The sequence below is a fragment of the Acidobacteriota bacterium genome, assembly GCA_040754075.1.
Lineage (GTDB): Bacteria > Acidobacteriota > Blastocatellia > UBA7656 > UBA7656 > JBFMDH01.
In genome coordinates this window covers 286,249-306,338 of sequence record JBFMDH010000006.1, presented here as the reverse complement: position 1 = coordinate 306,338, position 20,090 = coordinate 286,249, and the positions used below count along the sequence as shown (strand labels likewise).

Annotated in this window: 16 protein-coding genes; 14 read left to right on the top strand and 2 right to left on the bottom strand. The window is 51.5% G+C overall.

Translation table 11 applies throughout. The annotated features are described in order from the left end of the window. Positions 1-400: 400 nt before the first annotated feature. Complete coding sequence (locus AB1757_09530) at positions 401-823, bottom strand: hypothetical protein (protein MEW6127268.1); 423 nt, start codon at positions 821-823, stop codon at positions 401-403. Positions 824-840: 17 nt separating this feature from the next. Further along, positions 841-1,461, bottom strand: a complete 621-nt coding sequence (locus AB1757_09525; GenBank protein ID MEW6127267.1) for an AAA family ATPase — start codon at positions 1,459-1,461, stop codon at positions 841-843. Between the two features lie 283 nt (positions 1,462-1,744). Here AB1757_09525 and AB1757_09520 point away from each other — a divergent pair, with 283 nt between their 5' ends. From AB1757_09520 to AB1757_09455, 14 genes are all read left to right on the top strand, one after another. Then, positions 1,745-2,821, top strand: a complete 1,077-nt coding sequence (locus AB1757_09520; protein MEW6127266.1) for an IS630 family transposase — start codon at positions 1,745-1,747, stop codon at positions 2,819-2,821. 211 nt (positions 2,822-3,032) lie between these two features. After that, complete coding sequence (locus tag AB1757_09515) at positions 3,033-4,361, top strand: ATP-binding protein (protein MEW6127265.1); 1,329 nt, start codon at positions 3,033-3,035, stop codon at positions 4,359-4,361. A gap of 4 nt (positions 4,362-4,365) precedes the next feature. Continuing rightward, positions 4,366-5,718: a sigma-54 dependent transcriptional regulator gene (locus AB1757_09510; protein ID MEW6127264.1), complete on the top strand. Its 1,353-nt coding sequence runs from the start codon at positions 4,366-4,368 to the stop codon at positions 5,716-5,718. 327 nt (positions 5,719-6,045) lie between these two features. Further along, positions 6,046-7,551 carry a hypothetical protein gene (locus tag AB1757_09505; protein ID MEW6127263.1) on the top strand — a complete coding sequence of 502 codons (1,506 nt, stop codon included), beginning with the start codon at positions 6,046-6,048 and terminating at the stop codon, positions 7,549-7,551. Positions 7,552-7,822: 271 nt separating this feature from the next. Then, positions 7,823-9,865, top strand: a complete 2,043-nt coding sequence (locus AB1757_09500) for an NBR1-Ig-like domain-containing protein (GenBank protein ID MEW6127262.1) — start codon at positions 7,823-7,825, stop codon at positions 9,863-9,865. A 19-nt stretch (positions 9,866-9,884) separates the two neighbouring features. Continuing rightward, on the top strand, positions 9,885-10,280 hold the full coding sequence (locus AB1757_09495) for a DNA-binding protein (protein MEW6127261.1): 396 nt from the start codon (positions 9,885-9,887) through the stop codon (positions 10,278-10,280). A 305-nt stretch (positions 10,281-10,585) separates the two neighbouring features. Then, complete coding sequence (locus tag AB1757_09490) at positions 10,586-11,257, top strand: phosphoribosyltransferase (protein MEW6127260.1); 672 nt, start codon at positions 10,586-10,588, stop codon at positions 11,255-11,257. Positions 11,258-11,477: 220 nt separating this feature from the next. Continuing rightward, the gene (locus AB1757_09485; protein ID MEW6127259.1) at positions 11,478-11,693 is read left to right on the top strand and encodes a DUF2892 domain-containing protein; all 216 of its coding nucleotides are present in this window, start codon (positions 11,478-11,480) and stop codon (positions 11,691-11,693) included. 89 nt (positions 11,694-11,782) lie between these two features. Further along, the gene (locus tag AB1757_09480; GenBank protein ID MEW6127258.1) at positions 11,783-13,198 is read left to right on the top strand and encodes a TolC family protein; all 1,416 of its coding nucleotides are present in this window, start codon (positions 11,783-11,785) and stop codon (positions 13,196-13,198) included. Between the two features lie 18 nt (positions 13,199-13,216). After that, a complete protein-coding gene (locus AB1757_09475; GenBank protein ID MEW6127257.1) occupies positions 13,217-14,410 on the top strand; it encodes an efflux RND transporter periplasmic adaptor subunit in 1,194 nt (397 codons plus the stop codon). A 10-nt stretch (positions 14,411-14,420) separates the two neighbouring features. Continuing rightward, positions 14,421-17,756 (top strand): efflux RND transporter permease subunit, encoded by a 3,336-nt coding sequence (locus tag AB1757_09470; protein ID MEW6127256.1) that lies wholly within the window; start codon positions 14,421-14,423, stop codon positions 17,754-17,756. A gap of 132 nt (positions 17,757-17,888) precedes the next feature. Next, positions 17,889-18,362 (top strand): OsmC family protein, encoded by a 474-nt coding sequence (locus tag AB1757_09465; protein ID MEW6127255.1) that lies wholly within the window; start codon positions 17,889-17,891, stop codon positions 18,360-18,362. Between the two features lie 62 nt (positions 18,363-18,424). Beyond that, positions 18,425-19,171 (top strand): hypothetical protein, encoded by a 747-nt coding sequence (locus AB1757_09460; protein ID MEW6127254.1) that lies wholly within the window; start codon positions 18,425-18,427, stop codon positions 19,169-19,171. Between the two features lie 33 nt (positions 19,172-19,204). Then, complete coding sequence (locus tag AB1757_09455; GenBank protein MEW6127253.1) at positions 19,205-20,077, top strand: universal stress protein; 873 nt, start codon at positions 19,205-19,207, stop codon at positions 20,075-20,077. The last annotated feature ends 13 nt before the right edge of the window (positions 20,078-20,090 follow it).

Sequence of the window (20,090 nt, the reverse complement as noted above, 5' to 3'; positions counted from 1 at the left end):
AGCTTTTGGCTTTGGGAGCGATCTTAATCTACCAACTTGTCTTGCTCTATCAATACGAGCAAGGCAAGACGGTAGGTAAAGGAATCAAAGCACTTTTGAGGGCGGCATGATTTATGACCACGCCTCACCTAATTAAGCAAATCACGCAAAAGGAATGCCAGGATAAAGACCGGATTTACGTACTATCTTCGACCAGTATGTAAAAATAAAAGTCAGTGCGAATACTGAAAGTGAAACAGTTCAAATTTCCGCAATGCATCATCGCTTTGGTGTTGCACAACTCTTGGCATTGCACAACTCCTGGCATTGCACAAGGCAATGCCGTTTGATATGCAAGCAAAACCAGCAACCGGTCGTCGCCCTAAAAGTTGTGTTTTCCCGAATGCCGAAGTCATGAAAATTATGGCGCTCTAATTTGCCTGGCATAAAACCAGAAAGCAGTTGCAACAATGCCCAAAGCTGCCAAAAAGCCGAGCCAGAATACCGCAGTCCATTGCGTTGCTATCAGTTTCGGCGAATCGTTCAGGCTCAATCGCTCGGCATACATCAAATAAGCGCTGAAGCCACCGCCAACCGTAGCAGTTAAGGCAAAGAGCGCAGGCAGTTTTTCCCAGAGCCATCGCGCCAAGCCGAGCACCACAATCACCAGCATCAATAACGGCACCAACCACAGCACCCTGTCGCCCGCGCGCGCCAGGTCAAACCCGCTGACCGAATCGCTTATTCCCATACAACTCAGTTGCACCCAGGGCAGGAAGAAACAGATTAAAACCCATGTCGCCAAGCCCAGGATGGTTCGTCTCGCGCGGTTCGTCTGATTCATCAACCTGCTCCTTACCGTCAGTGCCCCTGTTGATCATTTTCCCGAAGCCAGTCGGTGGCAGCGCGACTGATTACTGCCAGGTTGCGGCTGGTGTCGAGCGCCAGATGCTTGACGCCGGTTGTCTGATTATCGAAAGGTTCAAACTGCTCACGCTGTCGCAAATAGACCTCCCACGTCGCAGCGGACAATACGTCGGCTTGAGCGGCGCGAGCCGCGAGCCGTGATTGCACCAACTCAGGCGATAATTGGCACTCAAGCAATCGCCAGTTTGCCCCCGACCAAATCGCCATAGCTTGCGCCATCGCCCGGTCTTCGGCGCGTTGAAAGGTGGCATCCAAAATCACCCCGCCGCTGGCGTCCAGCAAAGTCCGACTTTGAGCCATCAGCGTCTCGTAGGTCAGGCGATTCGCTTCCAGGTTATATGCTCCTTCGCCATACCCGAATGGTCGCCCGGCTTTTCCGAAGAGCGATTTACGTATGGCGTCAGAGGAAAGCACACGCAACCCCAACTCCCCGGCGATGGCGCGCGCTACAGTGGTCTTTCCGGTTCCCGAAAGTCCCATCACGGCAATGAGGGTTGGCTTGTGCAGCGGCGTCGCATAACGTCTGGCAAGGGCAAAATAATGCCTGGCGCGCAAGGTTGCAGCCTTTTGCTCTGCGGCGCTGAATTCCGGCTCATCCAGCCTGAAACTGAGAACCTTGCCGCGAACAAAGGCGCGATAGCAGCGATAGAATGGCAGCAGCGCAAAGAGTTCGCCATCGCCGGTTCGCCGCTCGTAGCACTCACTGAAGTATAGACCTCAAGAAAAAGGATCTTTGAAAATCTGAAACAATCGTGGTGGCGGTTGACGAAATGACAGCATCTGGAAATGCTCTTGCTGTTTTGCAATTTCCATTTTCACAAACAGAAGGAGTCTCCAGATGCTCAACTTTCGTCTTACCATAACCACCCCCCAACGCCAAGCCCTTGACCGCAAACTCGTCGCCGCAAAGCAACGTGGCGATCTTCGTCTGGTTAAATTTATTCTGACGATCTTCGCGGTCGTCCATTATCAAGATACCGCCCAGGCCGCTCAAGTGCTGCAACTGTCTTCGGCTCAGGTCGAACGTTATGTTCACCAATTCCTCTGCTATGGCGTGCGCGGCGTCGCTTTCAAACCATCGACCGGGCGTCGTCCGAAATTGACCAAAAGCCAACAGCAGGAACTCTGCCGTCTGATCGAGGCTGGGCCGCAGGCTTGCGGTTTGAGTGGGGCGTGCTGGCGCTCGCCCATGATTCAACAACTCATCCTCGACCGCTTCTCAGTCAGCTACAGCGTCTTCTATATCGCCGAGTTGTTGCGCAACCTCGGTTTCAGTTATCAGAAAGCCGCCTTTGTCTCCGATCATCTCAATGAGATCGAGCGCCGCCGCTTTTGCACGCAGACCTGGCCGCAGATTCTGCGCAAGGCGCGCGCCTTGCGGGCGCTGCTGCTGTTTGGTGATGAAGCGAGCTTTCCGCAGTGGGGGACGCTCACCTACACTTGGGCGCGGCGTGGCCAACAACCGGTGGTCAAGACTTCGGGGAAGCGCAAAGGCTACAAAGTCTTCGGGCTGATCGATTACTTCAGCGGACGCTTCTTTCATCAAGGCCAGGAAGGGCGCTTGAACTCGGCGGCCTACATTGGTTTTTTGCAACAAGTGCTGGGGCAAACGAGCGAACCGCTCATCCTGATTCAAGATGGGGCGCGCTATCACACGAGCGCCGAGACGAAACGCTTCTTTGCTGAGCACGCGCAGCGCTTGACGGTCTTCCAGTTGCCGGGCTATTCGCCCGACTACAACCCGATCGAGAAGCTCTGGAAGAAGCTCAAAGAGCAGGAGACGCACTTGCACTACTTTCCGACGTTTGCCGCACTGACGGCGAAGGTCGAGCAGGCACTGAGCAAATTCGCGCAAGCGCCACAAGCGATTTTGTCGTTGTGCAGCCTACCAGAGGAACTGGCTTGGGCTGCCTGAGCGCGTGTTTTTGAAATATCATTTTCTTGAAAGCTATAGCAAAGTCCTCGCGCAATATTACGCAACCCCTGAGCATTTAACCCCAACCTTGTGCTGTGGCATTCGATAAATCGTAGAGCCAATGCAGGCACAGCGGTTGCTGTAGTCAATCAAACGGAGAATGGATATAAAGCGGCGATTGCATAAAAGCTGCGAAATCATGCGGTGATGAATGTCTGAGTCAGCGTCTAAAAAATTGTTGTCGTTTCCTAAAAGCGCCTTCCTGTTGGCGATTGCATTGGTGTGTCTGGGATTGGGAATCAGCGCCGCCTATATCTTTTCTACGCTGTTCGCGTTCCGCGATAAATACCTTGAAAATTCCGGGCATGAAATTGCTTCGTCCATAGATTTACGCACCCGCGGGCCGAATCGTCGCCTGGATATAGCCTTGTGGCAAGAGGTGCTCGATGATACGTTAAGCCGTCAACCCCAGCGCATTGTTTATATTCTTTTGACCGACCAGACCGGGAAAGTCTTAGCGCAAGCGGGCAAAGTTGGGGATGAAGTTTCAACCACCAGGGAAACCTATGTAAATCGCAATGGTGTCTCGCTCTTTCTTTTTCAGGAGTCGGTTCCGGTTCTTCAGCATCCCGAAAGTGCAATCCCCAGCGGACAATGGACGATTCATCTGGGGCTTTACACCGCACCAGCGTCATTTATTACCCGTCAAGCTTACATCTATCTGATGGTCGTTTGTCTGGCAATTCTGTCGATGATTTTACTGGCACTGTATTTTCTTAAAATGCTCAGGCGCTTTCTGGCGCTTAAAGCCGTAGAGGAATCGCAAAGCCGACTGGCTTCATTAGGCAAAATGGCGGCAACCCTGGCGCATGAAATACGCAATCCTCTGGGGGCGATGAAGGGGTTGTCGCAGGTGGTGCAGGAAGAATTGCCGAAAGAGCATTCCACGCAACCTTTGTTGCAAACCGTCATCACCGAAGCCGAACGCCTCGAGCAACTGGTTACCGACCTGCTCAATTTTGCCCGGTTCAAAGCGCCTCTGCTACAGCAATTCGATTTGCAAAACCTGCTTGCCGAAGTCATTGCCACCTTACGCGCCAATCCCGACCAGACTTTTCCGGCTATCAAACTCCATACGAGCGAAGCCGCTATTTTAATGGATTCCGATGAAGCTAATGTCAAACAAGTGTTATGGAATGTCATCAGCAATGCCGTTGAAGCCGCGCCCCACGCCGAGAGCATTCAGATTTCCGTCATTCTCGATAAGCGAAACGCCCAGGCAGTTATTCATATTGACGATGAGGGACCAGGAATTGGCAGTCAAGACCCCGAAGAATTATTTCAACCCTTTGCCACCACTAAACTGAAAGGCAGTGGGCTTGGTCTGGCAATTTCCAGACAGTTGATTGAACAATTGGGAGGCACGATTACGCTGGGAAATCGTTCGCTGGTTGGCGCGCGCTGCACCATCCGTTTGCCGCTTTCTGCGCCGCAAAAACAAACCGCTATGCCAAAAGTTTTCGCCCTCTCAAGGAGCTAAAGTGATGACCAGGTCAACTCACACCATTCTGGTAATCGATGATGAACCTGCCTATCGGCAATTTCTCACGGCGGTCTTAAAAAATGCCTACACGGTGATAACCGCAAGCGATGGCAAAGAAGCGGGACAACTGCTCGAAAAGCGCCATTTCGATTTAATCATCACCGATGACCATATGCCGAAAATGACCGGATTGGATTTGATTGAATGGGCAAGAGCGCAAGCCATCGCCACGCCAATCATTGTCCTGACCGCTTATGGCGCTATTGAAACCGCGGTTCGCGCAATTAAACTCGGCGCGCAGGATTATTTAACCAAACCGCTGAAAAATCCTGAGCAGTTGCGGTTACTGGCGGCAAAACTCATTCGCGAAAACGAAGGCGCGGATAAAGATTTTGCCGAAGGCAAGGCGTTTAAATCCGAAGACCTGATTGTCCGCAGCGAGCAACTGAAAGAGGTATTCAGGCTTGCCGCAAAAGTCGCTCCCCTTCCTACCTCGGTGCTGCTTACGGGAGACTCGGGCACCGGAAAAGATGTGGTTGCTCATTATATTCATCATCAGAGTCCGCGCCTACAGGCGCCGTTTATTGCCATCAATTGCGCGGCATTGCCGGAAACCTTGCTGGAATCGGAACTGTTCGGCTATGAAAAAGGCGCATTTACCGATGCGCGGCAATCCAAGCAAGGATTATTTGAACTGGCAAGTGGCGGCACATTGTTTCTCGATGAAATCGGCGAGATGAATTTACCTTTGCAGGCGAAATTATTGCGGGCGCTTGAAGAACAACAAATCAAGCGCCTCGGCAGTACCCGTTACCTTAACGTTGATGTGCGACTCATTGCCGCGACCAATAAGGATTTAGAGCAGGCGATTGAGGAAGGAACCTTTCGTCGGGATTTGTACTATCGCTTGAATGTCTTTCCCCTTTGGCTTGCGCCGCTGCGTGAACGCCTGGCGGATATTTTACCGCTCGCGGAATTATTTCTTGCCAAGATTGCCGGACGCGCCGGACAACCGCCGAAACCCCTTTCCAGGGAAACTCAGGAATTGCTTTTAAGTTATGATTGGCCCGGCAATGTGCGCGAACTCAAAAACGTCATGGAGCGCGTCATGATTGTCGCAACCCAGCAAAGCATCGAACCGGCAGATTTGCCGTTGCAAATTTTAAATTCGGTCTCGACGCTTGCGGTAAGCAAAACCCTGGCGGATATTGAACGGACGGCGATTCTTGAAACCCTTTCGCAAACCGATTGGAATCGTTCTGCTGCCGCCGACCGCCTCAATATCAGCCTGCGAACCTTGCAATACCGATTGAAAGAATACGGGTTGACCGGCAAAGGAAAACCCCCCGAATAATCAATGCCGCGACGCAAGACGATTCAACCAAACCCATCCTGCACTCAATAAATCTTGCGGTTTTGCGCAATAAATCAACGCTCATCGCCGCTGGTGCAAAACCCACAATGGCTAATTGCCTGAATGCAAAATCTGCATTTTACCTGCCACTCAATGAATTGCCGTGAGAAAAATTTTTTCTGCATCACGCCGCGCTAATGCCGAAAAATCAAGCACATAGTTGAAGGGTGAACAAAGCATAAATCGCTCTGGCATAACCGATGCACCGCTAGCCGTTGAATAAAAAAATCAAGGTGGTAGTCAACACTGAAAGGGGAGATAAAGGTTATGCGTAAACTAGCACTCATCAATTTATCGGCAATACTTATCTTTGCCATGACAATGGCAACCGGGCTGCGTCCGGCACAGGCTCAGGCAACGGTTACACCTGCGGTCAATCCGGCATTGGTGGTTTCGTTTGAAGGCATCGTAGCAAGCACGGATATGGGCATCGGGCAGGAGTTCCCGCAATTCACGCTGGCTTTGCCTGATGGTCGGCAGGTGACGGTTATTACCGGGCCATATTACTTTTTACTCGATAGTGGTTTCGACATTCGCGTGGGCGACCGCATGCAGGTCGAGGCTTATTACTCGCTCTGGTATCAGGATGCCTACATCGCGATTACCTTAAACAATCTGACCACCGGCGAAATTTTAAACTTGCGGGATGCCAACGGCTCACCGCTTTGGACGAATCGCGGCGGTCCCGGTTATGGCGGCATGGGCGATTGCCACGGGTGCAGCAATGGCGACGCGACCATCTTTACTTTTGAAGGCATCGTGGTCAGCGTCAATATGGGAATGGGCTTGGAGTATCCGTCATTCGTTATGGTGCTCTCGGATAGCAGCAAAATCACCATAATGGTTGGCCCTTATCGTTATCTTGTGGAAAACAACTTTACGATTACTGTCGGCGACCGGATGCGGGTCGAAGCCTTCCGTTCCTTGTGGCCTGATAATGTTTACGCGGCTGTCGAACTGAATGATTTGACCACCGGTGTCACGCTCACCTTGCGCGAAGACGACGGCAGCCCGCTTTGGACGCGCAATAACGGTCAGCAAGGTTCCAGAGGCAATGCTTATGGGCAGGATGGCAATAACCGTATGGGCGATTGCTGGGGATGGATTCCGCCCGCCGGCACGCTAAACATCACGACGCTCGAAGGCATCGTTCTGAGCACCCATATGGCTGCCGGGCAGGAATTCCCCTCGTTTGTGCTGTCATTAAACGGTAGCGGCGATGTGACCATTTTGACCGGCCCCTATTACCTGATTCTGCAAAGCGGATTCGATATCAATATCGGCGACCGCATGTCTGTAAAAGGGTTTCCCTCCCTGTGGTATGAAAACACCTACGTTGCCGTCGAGTTAAATAATTTAACCACCAACGACACCTTAATCTTGCGCGATGGCACAGGGCAACCCAATTGGACAGGCAGCCAGCAATTTGCCGAACGCGGTTTCGGTTATGGCGGCGGGGCTGCCTATCTGGACATCAATCCGGCAAATCTACAGGCGCTCAAATGCACGATTGAAAGCGTCAATCCGGGTATCGGTCAAGCTTACGGGTCATTCACGGCGATGAAAGGCGGCAAACGCCTGACGTTTATTACCGCGCCCAACCGCTTTATGCTGGAAAAGAATTTTGAACTGAGAGCCAACGAACGACTGAAAATCAGAGCCTATCCATCCGGTCTGTTCGATGACATCTACGTCATTGAATTTATTAAAAACCGCGAAACCGGGCGAACCCTCACACTGCGCAACGAACTGGGACGCCCGATGTGGAATTAACCCCGTAAACCAGAAGGAGAACCCTGACCTGCGTGGTTCAAACTTCAATCAGGGTAAGCCCGACGCTTGCCCTGATTGAATGCTGCAATCTGTTCGCTATGCAAAAAACGCCTCAAGTTCATCCCGCAAACAACCGCGAGGAGAAAAACCATGAAAAAACCACACAGAAAAATGAATGAAGCGTTAGGGGTGATTCCCTAACGCAAAAGCGGTGAAGCCAAAGGAACCGCTTTAGGGTTCCGAAGCCCTCACTGCGTAAGGAGGAATCATCATGAAAAGTAAAATTAAATTCTTCGTTTATGTGAGCCTCACATTAACCGCATTCATCACCTTTGCTTTACTGCCAAACGCCTCGGCAACGCCGTTGGCTTTATGGGAAGAAGGCGTCAATGACGCGCAATTCGTCAGCCAGACAGTTCCCCTGAGCATGGTTGCCGGACAAACCTATGAAGTATCCGTCACCATGAAAAATATCGGCACCAGCACCTGGTCAAAAGGCGCTGGCTATAAGCTTGGCTCGCAAAATCCGCAGGATAATCTGACCTGGGGACTGAACCGCGTCAATATCGCTTCTTCGCAAGCGATTTCGCCGGGCAAATCCACAACCTTTAAATTCCTGGTTACTGCTCCGTCACAAACCGGACTTTTCAATTTTCAGTGGCAAATGTTGCGCGAAGGCAAAGGCGGCACCTCGACAGTCTTCTTCGGGCAACTGTCCACGAATGTCGAAGTGAATGTCATCGGTGCAGGTGGCGGCTCCGATGATGCGCAATTCATCGCGCAAACGGTGCCGACGCCATTAAAAGTCAATTTGTCAGCCACCGCTTCAATTACCTTAAAAAATATCGGGACAACCACCTGGGCAAGCGATAAGGGCTATCGACTGGGAACGCAAAATCCCCCCTTAAATTCCCTGTGGGGTCTCTCTACAGTGGCTTTACCGAAAGCCGTCACACCCGGAGAAACCGTAACCTTCACCTTCACTTTCACGGCTCCGGCAATCCCCGGCACCTATAATTTTCAGTGGCAGATGATGAAAGAGGGGACAGGCTTTTTCGGCGCGATTACTCCTAATTTTCTCATCAATGTCACAGACATCGGGGGAGCTAATGACGCCAGGTTTATTTCGCAAACCGCCCCGACCACAGTGGTCATCGGACAAACCTTCGGCATTACGATTCGCATGAGAAACATGGGGACAACCACCTGGACATTGCAGAATGGTTATAAACTGGCTTCACAAAATCCGCCCGATAACCTCATCTGGGGCGTCAGTAGAGTGAATCTTCCGGTCACCGTCGGTGAAGGCGAAGAGACCACCTTTGTTTTCAATATCAGAGCACCGCTGACGGTTGGAACTTATAACCTACAGTGGCAAATGATTCAGGAAGGCGTCGGCTATTTTGGCGAAATGAGCAGCAATCTCGCCATCAATGTGACCAGCACACCGCCCGCAGATGAAGAAGGTTTTGGCAACAATCTTTCCGTTCCCAATATCTTTGCCGAAGGATACGGCATAACCGGTTTGCCGACAATCCAAGACACCGGAATGCGTCCGCGACCGGAAGAAGGCACAGTGACCTTGCCTTATTTTGATATGAATCACATTTATATCAACAACGGCACCATCTTTTACCCACAACAAAATCCCAGTGTGTGGCGGGCAACCATTGCTGATGGCGATTTACTGAACGGTGAACATGTCGTCGTCAACTGGTCTGACAATCTGTTGAATACCAGATGGACACCGAGACAGGTGATTCGGGTTGAAACCGTGCTTTACAAAAATCTCTTGCCCGCTATGACGGCTTATACGATGGGGCATCTCTATGGGCAGGGAACTACAGAGATGTGGGGAGCCGATGTCACCACCTATGAGTCACTATACAAAACCGTCTTTTCGGTTAATGCGCGACTGAAAATAGAAAAACTGGATGGTCCGGGCGGCAACCCGATTCCCAAAGCGCCTTGTGGATTCAACGGCGCCGTGTACGAAAAATTCGGTTTGGATGGCAGCGGCGGTTACGGCGCGGAAGTCAATGTTTCCGGAAGCACCGTCTATGGCTTTAACTGGCAGTTGAATCAATGCACCGCCACGCAAACCCAAAAGCTTGGCTGGTGGCGATTAACCTTTACGCTTGACCCGATAGCCAGCTACACGCTTGGCGGCATCAATTACAGTGTGCCGCGCAATGCTTTCCTGGATGCGCTCGATCCGGGCGATTTGGCAGGCACATTTTTCCGTCCGCAATTGATTTCCAACAGCACAACGATTCTCGAAATTGAAATTACTGCCAAAGGCGGCGGTAAATAAATCTTAGGAGGTTGAGGTTATGAAAACCCTGGTTATTTTAATGATGAGTTTGGTTCTACCCCTGTTTTCCGGGCTGCAAAGAGGCACTCCCAGATACAACCCGGAAACCGAAACCACGATTAAAGGAACAGTTACCGAAGTAAAAACCGTAACCGAACGTAATCGCTGGGGGGGCATCCATCTGCTGGTCAATACTGGCTCGGAAATGGCGAGTTTGCATCTGGGTCCCGCAAGCTATTTGACCAAGCAGGGCTATAGCTTCACCAAAGGTGATCGCGTGGAAGCTATCGGCTCAAGAATAAAAGACAATGAGAGTGAGGCGCTGATTGTGCGTGAACTCAAAATTGGCAGCCGAACGCTGACGCTACGCAATGCGCAAGGCTTTCCACTCTGGGCAGGTGGAAGGTTCCGTTAAAATTATCCTTTCAACGAGCAAAGGGTTGAACGCCCGTTCAACCTTTTGCTCACCTTGTTGCGAAATCACTCTCATAAAAATGAAAATTGCCCCATTGCTGAACCAATATTGGTTAGTCGCGCAATATTGCGCAATGCTTGAGCATTTAACCCCAGAAATTCCGTTACAACCCGAAAAATAGAAGCGATTCGCACAGGCACAATGGTTGCTCTCATGACGCAATCGTAAAAGTTTACGCAATCGGCAGCGCAAAAGGGCTACTGAAACGGTTTTCTGCGGTTGCCGGATGTGAGAAAGGCGAGGTTATGATAAGCCTATTTCAAGACCGCCGGGAAGCTGGGCAAGTGCTTGCCGAAAAGCTTCAGCCTTATGCCAATCGTGCGGATGTCATGGTTTTAGGACTTCCGCGCGGTGGGATGCCGGTGGCTTTTGAAATTGCCCAGACGCTTAACGCGCCGCTTGAGGTTTTCGTGGTTCGTAAACTCGGCGTTCCCGATTATGAAGAGCTGGCGATGGGGGCTATCGCGAGCGGCGGCGCGCGGGTTATCAATCAGGACATTGTCGCTGAGTTCGCGATTTCATCAGCGGAACTTGAATCGGTTATCGCCAGAGAACAGATTGAACTCGAACGGCGCGAACAACTCTATCGCAACGCTGAAGCGATGCCAGACCTCAAAGGTCGGGTGGTCATTTTAGTCGATGACGGACTCGCGACCGGCGCCACCATGCGCGCGGCTGTCGCAGCGTTGCGCGCTCAGCAACCGGCGCAAATCATCGTTGCGGTTCCGGTTGCGCCGCCCGATGTCTGTCAACTTTTTCAACGCCTCGCCGATGAATGTGTCTGTACGCTGACCATAGAACCGTTTGACGGCGTGGGTCGCTGGTACAGAGATTTTTCTCAAATCACGGATGAAGAAGTCCGCGAATGCTTGAGACGCGCCGCTCGGAAATCAACGGGCATTGCCGCAAAATCCTGAGCATGTGAAAAAACTGGCGCTGGCGCGTTTACGAATCGCCAGCGCCAGTCGCGTAACCCTTGACGCTTTGATAGAGACGATTGAAATTTTAGTTGCTATTATATTACTATATGGTAATATAGCTAATAAGCGGATAGTGTTTGACAAATCAATAAACGGGAAAAGCGGAGAGGCTTTCACGTGAAAGCCTCTCCGTCTTGGAGAAAGGAAGGAAAGGCTAATGACAGTTGAAAGGTATTTACGTTTGATTGCCGGTGTGGTGGTGCTGGTCGGCGCGGCGCTGGCTTTTTATCACAGCCCTTACTGGTTTCTGCTGGTCTTCTTTGTGTCATTCAATTTGATTCAGTCGGCATTCACCAACTGGTGTCCGATGATGACCATCCTGCGCTGGGCAGGCGCCAAAGACGAAAAAGACCTGGTCGGCAGGCAGCTATAAAGTCGCCCGAAGTCGCGCTGCCATCAGGAGTGCGCTTGAACATTCAATGCTTCAGGCTCACCGCTTCGCCAACCAGGACGGAGGCTAAAATGTTTTTTGCTCTGAAAAAAAGTTTGACTCAATCGCTTGCGCTGTTGCTGGCTTGTGCCTTATTCAGCGCAAGTTTCATTTCCGAGGCACGGGCGCAAAATTCGGCGGACGATTCGACCGCTACAACTATCGCGCCCGCAGATTTGACCTTGCCGCTGGCTGTCGAAATCGCTTTGCGCACCAACCCGTTGATGCGCGCCACCAGCGCCGGTCGCGAAATTGCCGACGCGCAACTCGGTGAAGCGCGCGCCGGTCGTTTGCCCGTATTGCAATTCAATGAAACCCTCACGCGCAGCAACAATCCGGTCTTTGTTTTCGGCTCCTTGCTTGAACAGGGAAAATTCACGGCGCAAAATTTCGATCTCAAATCGCTTAACAACCCCGATGCGCTGAACAATTTTCGTACCTCGCTGACCCTGAAATTGCCGCTCTTTGATCAGCGACAAACCACCACGCGCATCGCCCAGGCGCAGATTCGCCAGCAGCAGGCTGACACGCAAACTTCTCAAGCCCAGCAACAATTGCGCTTTGAAGTGTTGCGGGCGTATTACGGCGTATTGCTTGCCCAAACCAAAAAAGCCGTGGCAGACGAAGCCACCAAAACCGCCGAAGCCGATGTCAAACGCATACGCGACCTGGTCGAAGTCGGAATGGTGGTCACTTCGGATTTACTTTCCGCCGAAGTTCAACTCGCGGATTTTCGTCAACAGCAGATTCAAGCCGAAGGCGACATCGCCATCGCTTATGCGGCGCTCAATACGGCGCTTGGCATGCCGATTAACACGTCGCAAAAAATCACCGGACAACTGGTGGAAAAAAATTTTGCGGTTGCCCAAGCTGATGAATTAATCCGCCAGGCTCTCGAAAATCGCCCGGATTACACCCGCGCCAGTCTGTCGGTTCGCGCTTCCGAAGAACAGACGCGCGGCGCAAAGAGCGAAAATCTGCCGCGAGTTGATTTGTTTGCCAACTTTGGCGCGAGCAATAAAAGCTTTGCCAAAGGCAGCAGCGATTATCTCGTCGGCGCAAGCGTCACCTTTAATCTGTTCGATGCCGGACGCAAAAATCGCATCAATCAGGCAGATGCCGCCCGCGCTTTAGCCAATGCTGAAAAAGATCAACTTGCGGGTCAAATTCGCTTTGAAGTGGTGCGTGCCCATCAGCAATTCGTCTCGGCGCGCGAACGTTTGACCGTTGCCAGCCGCGTCATTGACCGCGCTCAGGAAGCTCTCAGAATCGTACAAGCCCGCCACCGCGAAGGACTCACCAATATCACAGAGGTTTTGCAAGCCGAGACTGCATTGGTGCGGGCGCGCCTGAATTTAGTGGCGGCGCGCTATGAACATTATGTCGGTTACGCCAATGTTTTGCTTGCCAGCGGCAAACTAACCGATGTCCAGGAATTTGTTGGCTAGGTAATTAACGAGGCGTTTATGAAAGAAAAACTTTTAATCACATTGACCATTGTGCTCGCCGGTTTTTTCGCCACCGCTTGCGAGAAAAAACAACAGGCATCAACCGAAAAACCGCGAAGTATTGCGGGCATTGCAACGGAAAAAATTTCGCTTGCAACGGTTGATGATTTTTATGAAGCCACGGGAACCGTCAAATCAAAAACCACCACGGCGCTGTCCTCAAAAATTATGGGCGCGGTGCTTGCCCTTCACGCGCGCGAAGGTGATACGGTTCGTGCAGGGCAAACTTTGATTGAAATCGATAACCGCGACGCCAACGCGCAACTGCAAAAAGCGCAAGCCGGACTCAGAGAAGCCGAGCAAGCGGTAGCCGAAGTTGAACAATCCGCCAGCGCCGCTGAATCCGCGAAAAATGCTGCCGAAGCCAATCGCAAATTCGCCGCTGCAACCTTTGCGCGCTATCAAGCTCTCCTTGAACGAAAAGCCATCAGCCCGCAGGAATTTGACGAAGTCCGCGCCAAACATCAGGTCGCCGAAGCCGAAGTCGAACGCGCCGAACGCATGTTACAAACCCTTGCAGCTAGAAAAAAACAGATTCAAGCGCGCATTGACCAGGCGAAAGCCGACATCAGCAATGCGCAGATTTATGTCGGTTATGCGCGTATCACTTCGCCTATGGCGGGCATCGTTACCGCAAAACCAATCGAAGTCGGCGCGATGGCTGCGCCCGGTGTGCCGCTGCTGACGATTGAAGACAACGCCAATTATCGGCTTGAAGCCAATGTTGATGAATCGCAACTCGGCAAGATTCGCTTGCGCGAAAAAGCTCAGGTGCAAATCGACGCCCTCGGCGAAGATTTTTTTGAAGGAACGGTTGCGGAAATCGTGCCCACGGCTGACGCTGCCAGTCGCAGCTACACGGTCAAGATTGAACTTTCCGCCAAACCCACACTCCGCACCGGTTTGTATGGCAAAGCGCGGTTTATCACAGGACAAAAACAGGCGCTTACAGTGGCGCAGAAATCGCTTGTGCAACAAGGACAACTGACAGGCGTTTATGTGGTCGATGATAACCACATCGCGCGGTTTCGCTTGATTAAAACCGGAAAAACTTTGGGCGACCGGGTTGAAGTGTTATCGGGCTTAAACGATGGCGAACGCATCGTCGTTGATAATGTTGCTCAGGTGAGCGACGGCATTCAGTTGCAATGAGGTTGAAGCGATGAAAGAAGAACTTGGAATAGCTGGAAAAATGGCGCGGGCGTTCATCGATTCAAAGCTCACGCCTTTGGTGATTGCCGCAGCGATTCTTTTAGGACTCGGCGCGGTCGTGATGTTGCCGCGTGAAGAAGAACCGCAAATCATCGTGCCGATGATCGATGTGTTCGTCGCGATGCCCGGCGCATCCGCGAAAGAGGTCGAAGAGCGCGTCACCAAGCCGATGGAGAAATTACTCTGGGAAGTGCCCGGCGTTGAATATCTCTATTCAACTTCTTCGCCGGGGATGGCAATGGTGGTTGTGCGGTTTTATGTCGGGCAAAAAGAAGAAGACGCCATCGTTCGCCTCAATCAAAAGATGCTCGCCAATTTCGATTTGATTCCGCAGGGCGCAACTCCGCCCATCGTCAAACCGCGTTCGATTGATGATGTGCCGATTCTGGCACTGACGCTTTCCAGTGACCGCTATGACCATTTCACTTTGCGGCGCATCGCCGCGCAACTGCACGACCAGATAAAAGAGATTAAAGATGTCTCGGAAGTAAAAATCATCGGTGGCGAACGTCGGCAATTGCGCGTCACTTTGGATGAAGCGAAGATGGCGGCGTACAATGTCGCGCCCGCAAGCCTGGTGCCGATGCTCGAACAGGCGAATCGTCAGTTACAATCGGGAAGTTTTGCAGCAAACAACCGCGAATTTTTAGTTGAAACCGGCGGCTTTCTGCACACTGCCGAAGAGGTTGGCAATGTCGTTGTCGGCGTCTTCAATAATCGTCCGGTCTATTTGCGCGAGGTCGCTAACATTGAAGACGCAGCCGAAGAACCGAGCGATTACGTGATGTTCGGCAATGGCGCAGCAAAAGAACCGACAACCCAACAAGGCAACGAAGCAGTCAATCCGCAATCCGCAGCAGGCTTGAGCCTCTCCCGCAATTCGCAATTGTTATTGCCTGCGGTCACGCTTTCGATTGCCAAGCGCCAGGGCACCAACGCCATTGAAATTGCCGACCACGTTTTGGAAAAAGTCAATGAACTGAAAGGGCAGTTGATTCCCGCGGATGTGCAATTGACAACCACGCGCAATTACGGCGAAACCGCCAGCGAAAAATCGAACGAATTGCTCTTTCATATGTTGATTGCGATTTTTTCAGTCGCTCTGCTTATCTGGATCACGTTGGGATTTCGCGAATCGGGGATTGTCGCGATAGCGATTCCCGTGACTTTGGCATTGACGCTGGCGGTTTTCTATTTTTACGGCTACACGCTCAATCGCATCACGCTGTTTGCGCTGATTTTTTCCATCGGCATTCTGGTTGACGACGCCATCGTGGTTGTTGAAAACATCGCGCGCCATTATCACTTGCCGGGAAATCGCGGGCGTTCGATTCTGAACATCGCCGTTGAAGCCGTCGATGAAGTTGGCAACCCGACGATTCTTGCGACCTTCGCCGTCGTCGCAGCGATTTTGCCAATGGCTTTTGTGAGCGGACTAATGGGACCCTATATGCGCCCGATTCCGATTGGCGCAACCGCCGCGATGCTCTTTTCATTGCTGGTCGCTTTTGTCGTCACCCCGTGGGCGAGTTTTCGCTTGCTTAAACACACAGGCGGACATGTTGAACCCGAAGAAGGGCGCGCAACGAAACTCTATCGCACGGTAATGAGCAGATTGATTCGCCTTCCGAAATGGCGATACGGATTTTTATTGCTGGTTACGGTTCTATTGCTCGGTTCAATGTCGCTTGTGGCTTTCAAATTGGTGCGGGTGAAAATGTTGCCGTTTGATAACAAGAGCGAATTTCAAATCATCATCGACACGCCCGAAGGCACGACGCTTGAACAAACAGCCGCACTCACTCGCGAGATTGGCGATTACATTCGCACGGTGCCGGAAGTCACAGACTATCAAACCTATGTTGGCACCGCCTCGCCTTACAACTTCAACGGGTTGGTGCGTCATTACTATTTAAGGCGCGGGTCGAATGTCGCGGATATTCAGGTCAATCTGGTTCCGAAAGGCGAACGCGATACCCAAAGCCACGAGATTGCCAAACGTGTGCGTCCGTTCGTTCAACAAATCGCCACAAAATATCAGGCGCGCGTCAAAGTTGCAGAGGTGCCGCCGGGACCTCCGGTGTTACAAACTCTGGTTGCGGAAATTTACGGACCTGATTACAACAGGCAAATCGAAATTGCCAGACAGGTTCGCGATATTTTCGATAAAACCGAAGGCGTCGTGGATGTCGATTGGTATGTCGAAGACGACCAGCCGAAATATCGTTTCGTGGTCGATAAACAGAAAGCCGCTTTGAATGGGGTTTCAACCGAACAGGTCGCCGCGACCTTGAAGATAGCGGTTGATGGAATGCAAGTTGGACTGGCGCATCAACCGCAGGAGAAAGAGGATTTGCCGATTGTTTTGCGTCTGCCGCGTCAGGAGCGTTCAAGCGTTGATGATTTGAAACAAATCAAAGTCATGGGCGGGCGCGGCAATCTCGTACCGCTGAGCGAACTGGTTCACGTCGAAGAAACCCTGCAAGACAAAAGCATCTATCACAAAAACCTGATGCCGGTGACTTATGTCACGGGTGATGTGGCGGGAAGCGTTGAAAGCCCGGTCTATGCGATTTTCAATCTCAACGAAGCGATTGAAAATATGCAGTTGCCGGAAGGTTACGCGATGGAGCGTTACACCGCGACGCAACCGTTCATCGCCAATAAATTCGCCATGAAATGGGACGGTGAATGGCACATCACTTATGAAGTTTTCCGTGATTTGGGGATAGCTTTCGCAGCCGTGTTGATTTTGATTTACATTCTCGTGGTCGGCTGGTTTCAATCATTCAAAACCCCAATAACGATTATGGCGGCGATTCCGTTTTCGCTGGTCGGTATTTTGCCCGCGCACGGATTGATGAATGCGTTTTTCACAGCGACATCGATGATTGGCTTCATTGCGGGCGCAGGCATCGTGGTGCGCAATTCGATTATTCTGGTTGATTTTGTCGAGTTGCGCTTGAAACAGGGAATGCCGCTTGCTGATGCAGTAATTGATGCGGGCGCTGTGCGATTTCGCCCAATGATGCTGACGGCGGCGGCGGTCATCGTCGGTTCGGCGGTGATTTTGTTTGACCCGATATTTCAGGGCTTGGCGATTTCGTTGATGGCTGGCGAAGTCGCATCGCTGCTGCTTTCACGCATGACGGTGCCGATTTTGTATTACCTGAGTGAACGCAGGAAACACCAGGAACCTGAACCTGAAAGTGTGCCGCCGCCTGAACAACTGGATGCCTCGGATGATTCCGACAACCCATCAGCGATTGGAACCGCGGCTGATTGAGGTGTAGGACTTGCGAAAGAAACGACGACGGCATAAGCGCATCGTCGGTTCTTCTGCCAGCAAAGGGAAACGAAGTTGGTCGAACATTATATTGCAAATCATAAGCAGGCATTAAATGCCGAAAGGATTATTATGAATAACGAATTACCGTATTTTTATGACACCCAAGTTGAATGGAAGGGAGCGCGCAAAGGTGAATTACGCGCTCTGCATCTGCCAAGTCTTGAAATCGCTGCGCCACCGGAATTCAAAGGGCACGAAAATATCTGGACGCCTGAGCATCTCTATGTTGCCTCGGTCAATGTCTGTTTTATGACGACCTTTCTGGCAATTGCCGAACTCTCGAAACTCGACTTTACGAGTTTTACCTGCAACGCCAGCGGCAAACTGGAAAAAATCGAAGGCGAAGGGTTTAAAGTTACCGAAATCACCCTGCATCCGAAACTCGTCATTCGTCAAAGCCGCGACCTCGAACGCGCCGGTCGAATACTGGAAAAAGCCGAACGCAATTGTCTGATCTCGAACTCAATCAACACTATCGTCAAGCTTGAGCCGGAAATCGCTTTTGAGGAAATGAAAGAACAAGTCGTGGCTTCCGGGTCTTAACCGCCCGCCGGTTACCTGATTGATGTTGAAATACTGATACTTGAAAAACAAGGAGACTGATTATGAAGCTAAATGTTAAAGCCATTCTGACCACAACCATCTTTGCCATGATCATTGCGGTTTTCGGGGTTGCGGTTTTTGCGCAGCAGCATCAACACGGCAAAGCGCAATGCGCCAACTGCCCGATGAATAAAGAGGGCGGCATGATGCAGGGCAAAGGCATGATGCAAGATAGCGGCAGAATGCAGGATATGGAAACCATCCATGCGCTGTTTGCCGATAACAAAAAAATCAAACGCTCGGTCAAAAATATCGCCAATGGCGTTGAAGCCACGACGGAATCAAACGACCCGAAAGTCAAAGCCTTGATTATCGAACACACGTTTGCCATGAAAGAACGGTTGGTCAACAAACAACCGATTCGTATATGGGACCCGCTGTTTGCCGCGCTCTTTGAACACGCCGATAAAATCGAGTTGCTCGTCACCCGAACCGAAAAGGGCGTAAAAATTACCGAAACCTCCAACGACCCGTATGTCGTGAAGTTGATTCAATCGCATGCGCAGGGGGTTACGGAATTTGTCAAAGAAGGCATGGCGGTGATGCATAAACCCCATGAATTGCCGGGCGCGAAACCTGAACCCAACAAATTTTTAGGGAAAGGCGATGGCGTGACCACCTGCCCGGTGACCGGCGAACCTGTGAATAAAGAAGTGAGCGCAGAAATCTATGGACGCACAGTTTATTTCTGTTGCCCGAATTGTCGCGATACGGTGAAGAAAAATCCTGAACTGTATTTGAAGAAATAATTTTTAAGAAGGTCAAGAGATTGGGAGGATGTGATGAACAACTTTCACCCCAAACTGATTTTGTGCCCGGTTGATTTCAGCGATGTTGCTGCTTCGGCATTGCGTTATGCCACAGCTTTGAGCGCCAAAATGGATGCGCGCTTGCTGGTCTTGTACGCCCATCAGTTTTTGCCGCCGCCGCATTTCACCGCCGGACAAGTCGAAGCGATGGCAAAAACGCTGGCGCATTCCAAACAGGCAGCGCACGAAAATTTGCACAGTTATGTTAAAGAGGTAATCGGCGACACTCGCAATACGGAAATTTTCGTGGTTGATGATTTGCCAGTCGCGGCAATCATCAATACTGCCGAAGCCCGCAATGCCGATATGATTGTAATGGGAACACACGGGCATAACGGCATCAATCGCTTCTTGCTCGGCTCAGTTACCGAGCGCGTCTTACGTGAAACCAATCGTCCCGTCCTGACGGTTCATCGGGCGGAAAAAGCGAGCGAAGCGACAGCCTTTCGTCTTCAGCGAATTCTCTGCCCGGTCAACTTTACGGAAACCGCGCATCGCGCCCTGGCATACGCTGCTGCGGTCGCCAAAGCTTTCAACGCCGAACTGCTGGTTGTGCATGTTATCGAAGCCGATGCTGAGACCAATGAAGCCGCAAGGCGAGAGCGGCTATGTCAGTGGGTTCCCGAATCGCTGCGCAATCAGTGCCGCTTGAAAGAGATTGCGGTGAGCGGTGATGCGCCCGAGGAGATCGTTTCGATTGCCGAATCAACAGCAACCGATTTAATTGTCTTGGGCGCGCGCCATCGCCGTTTCAGAGATACCACGGTCATCGGTTCGACTACTATGCGCGTTGCCCGTTACGCGCCCTGTCCTGTATTGACAGTTGTTCATAAAGAGGAGGAATAATTTTCATGTCCGA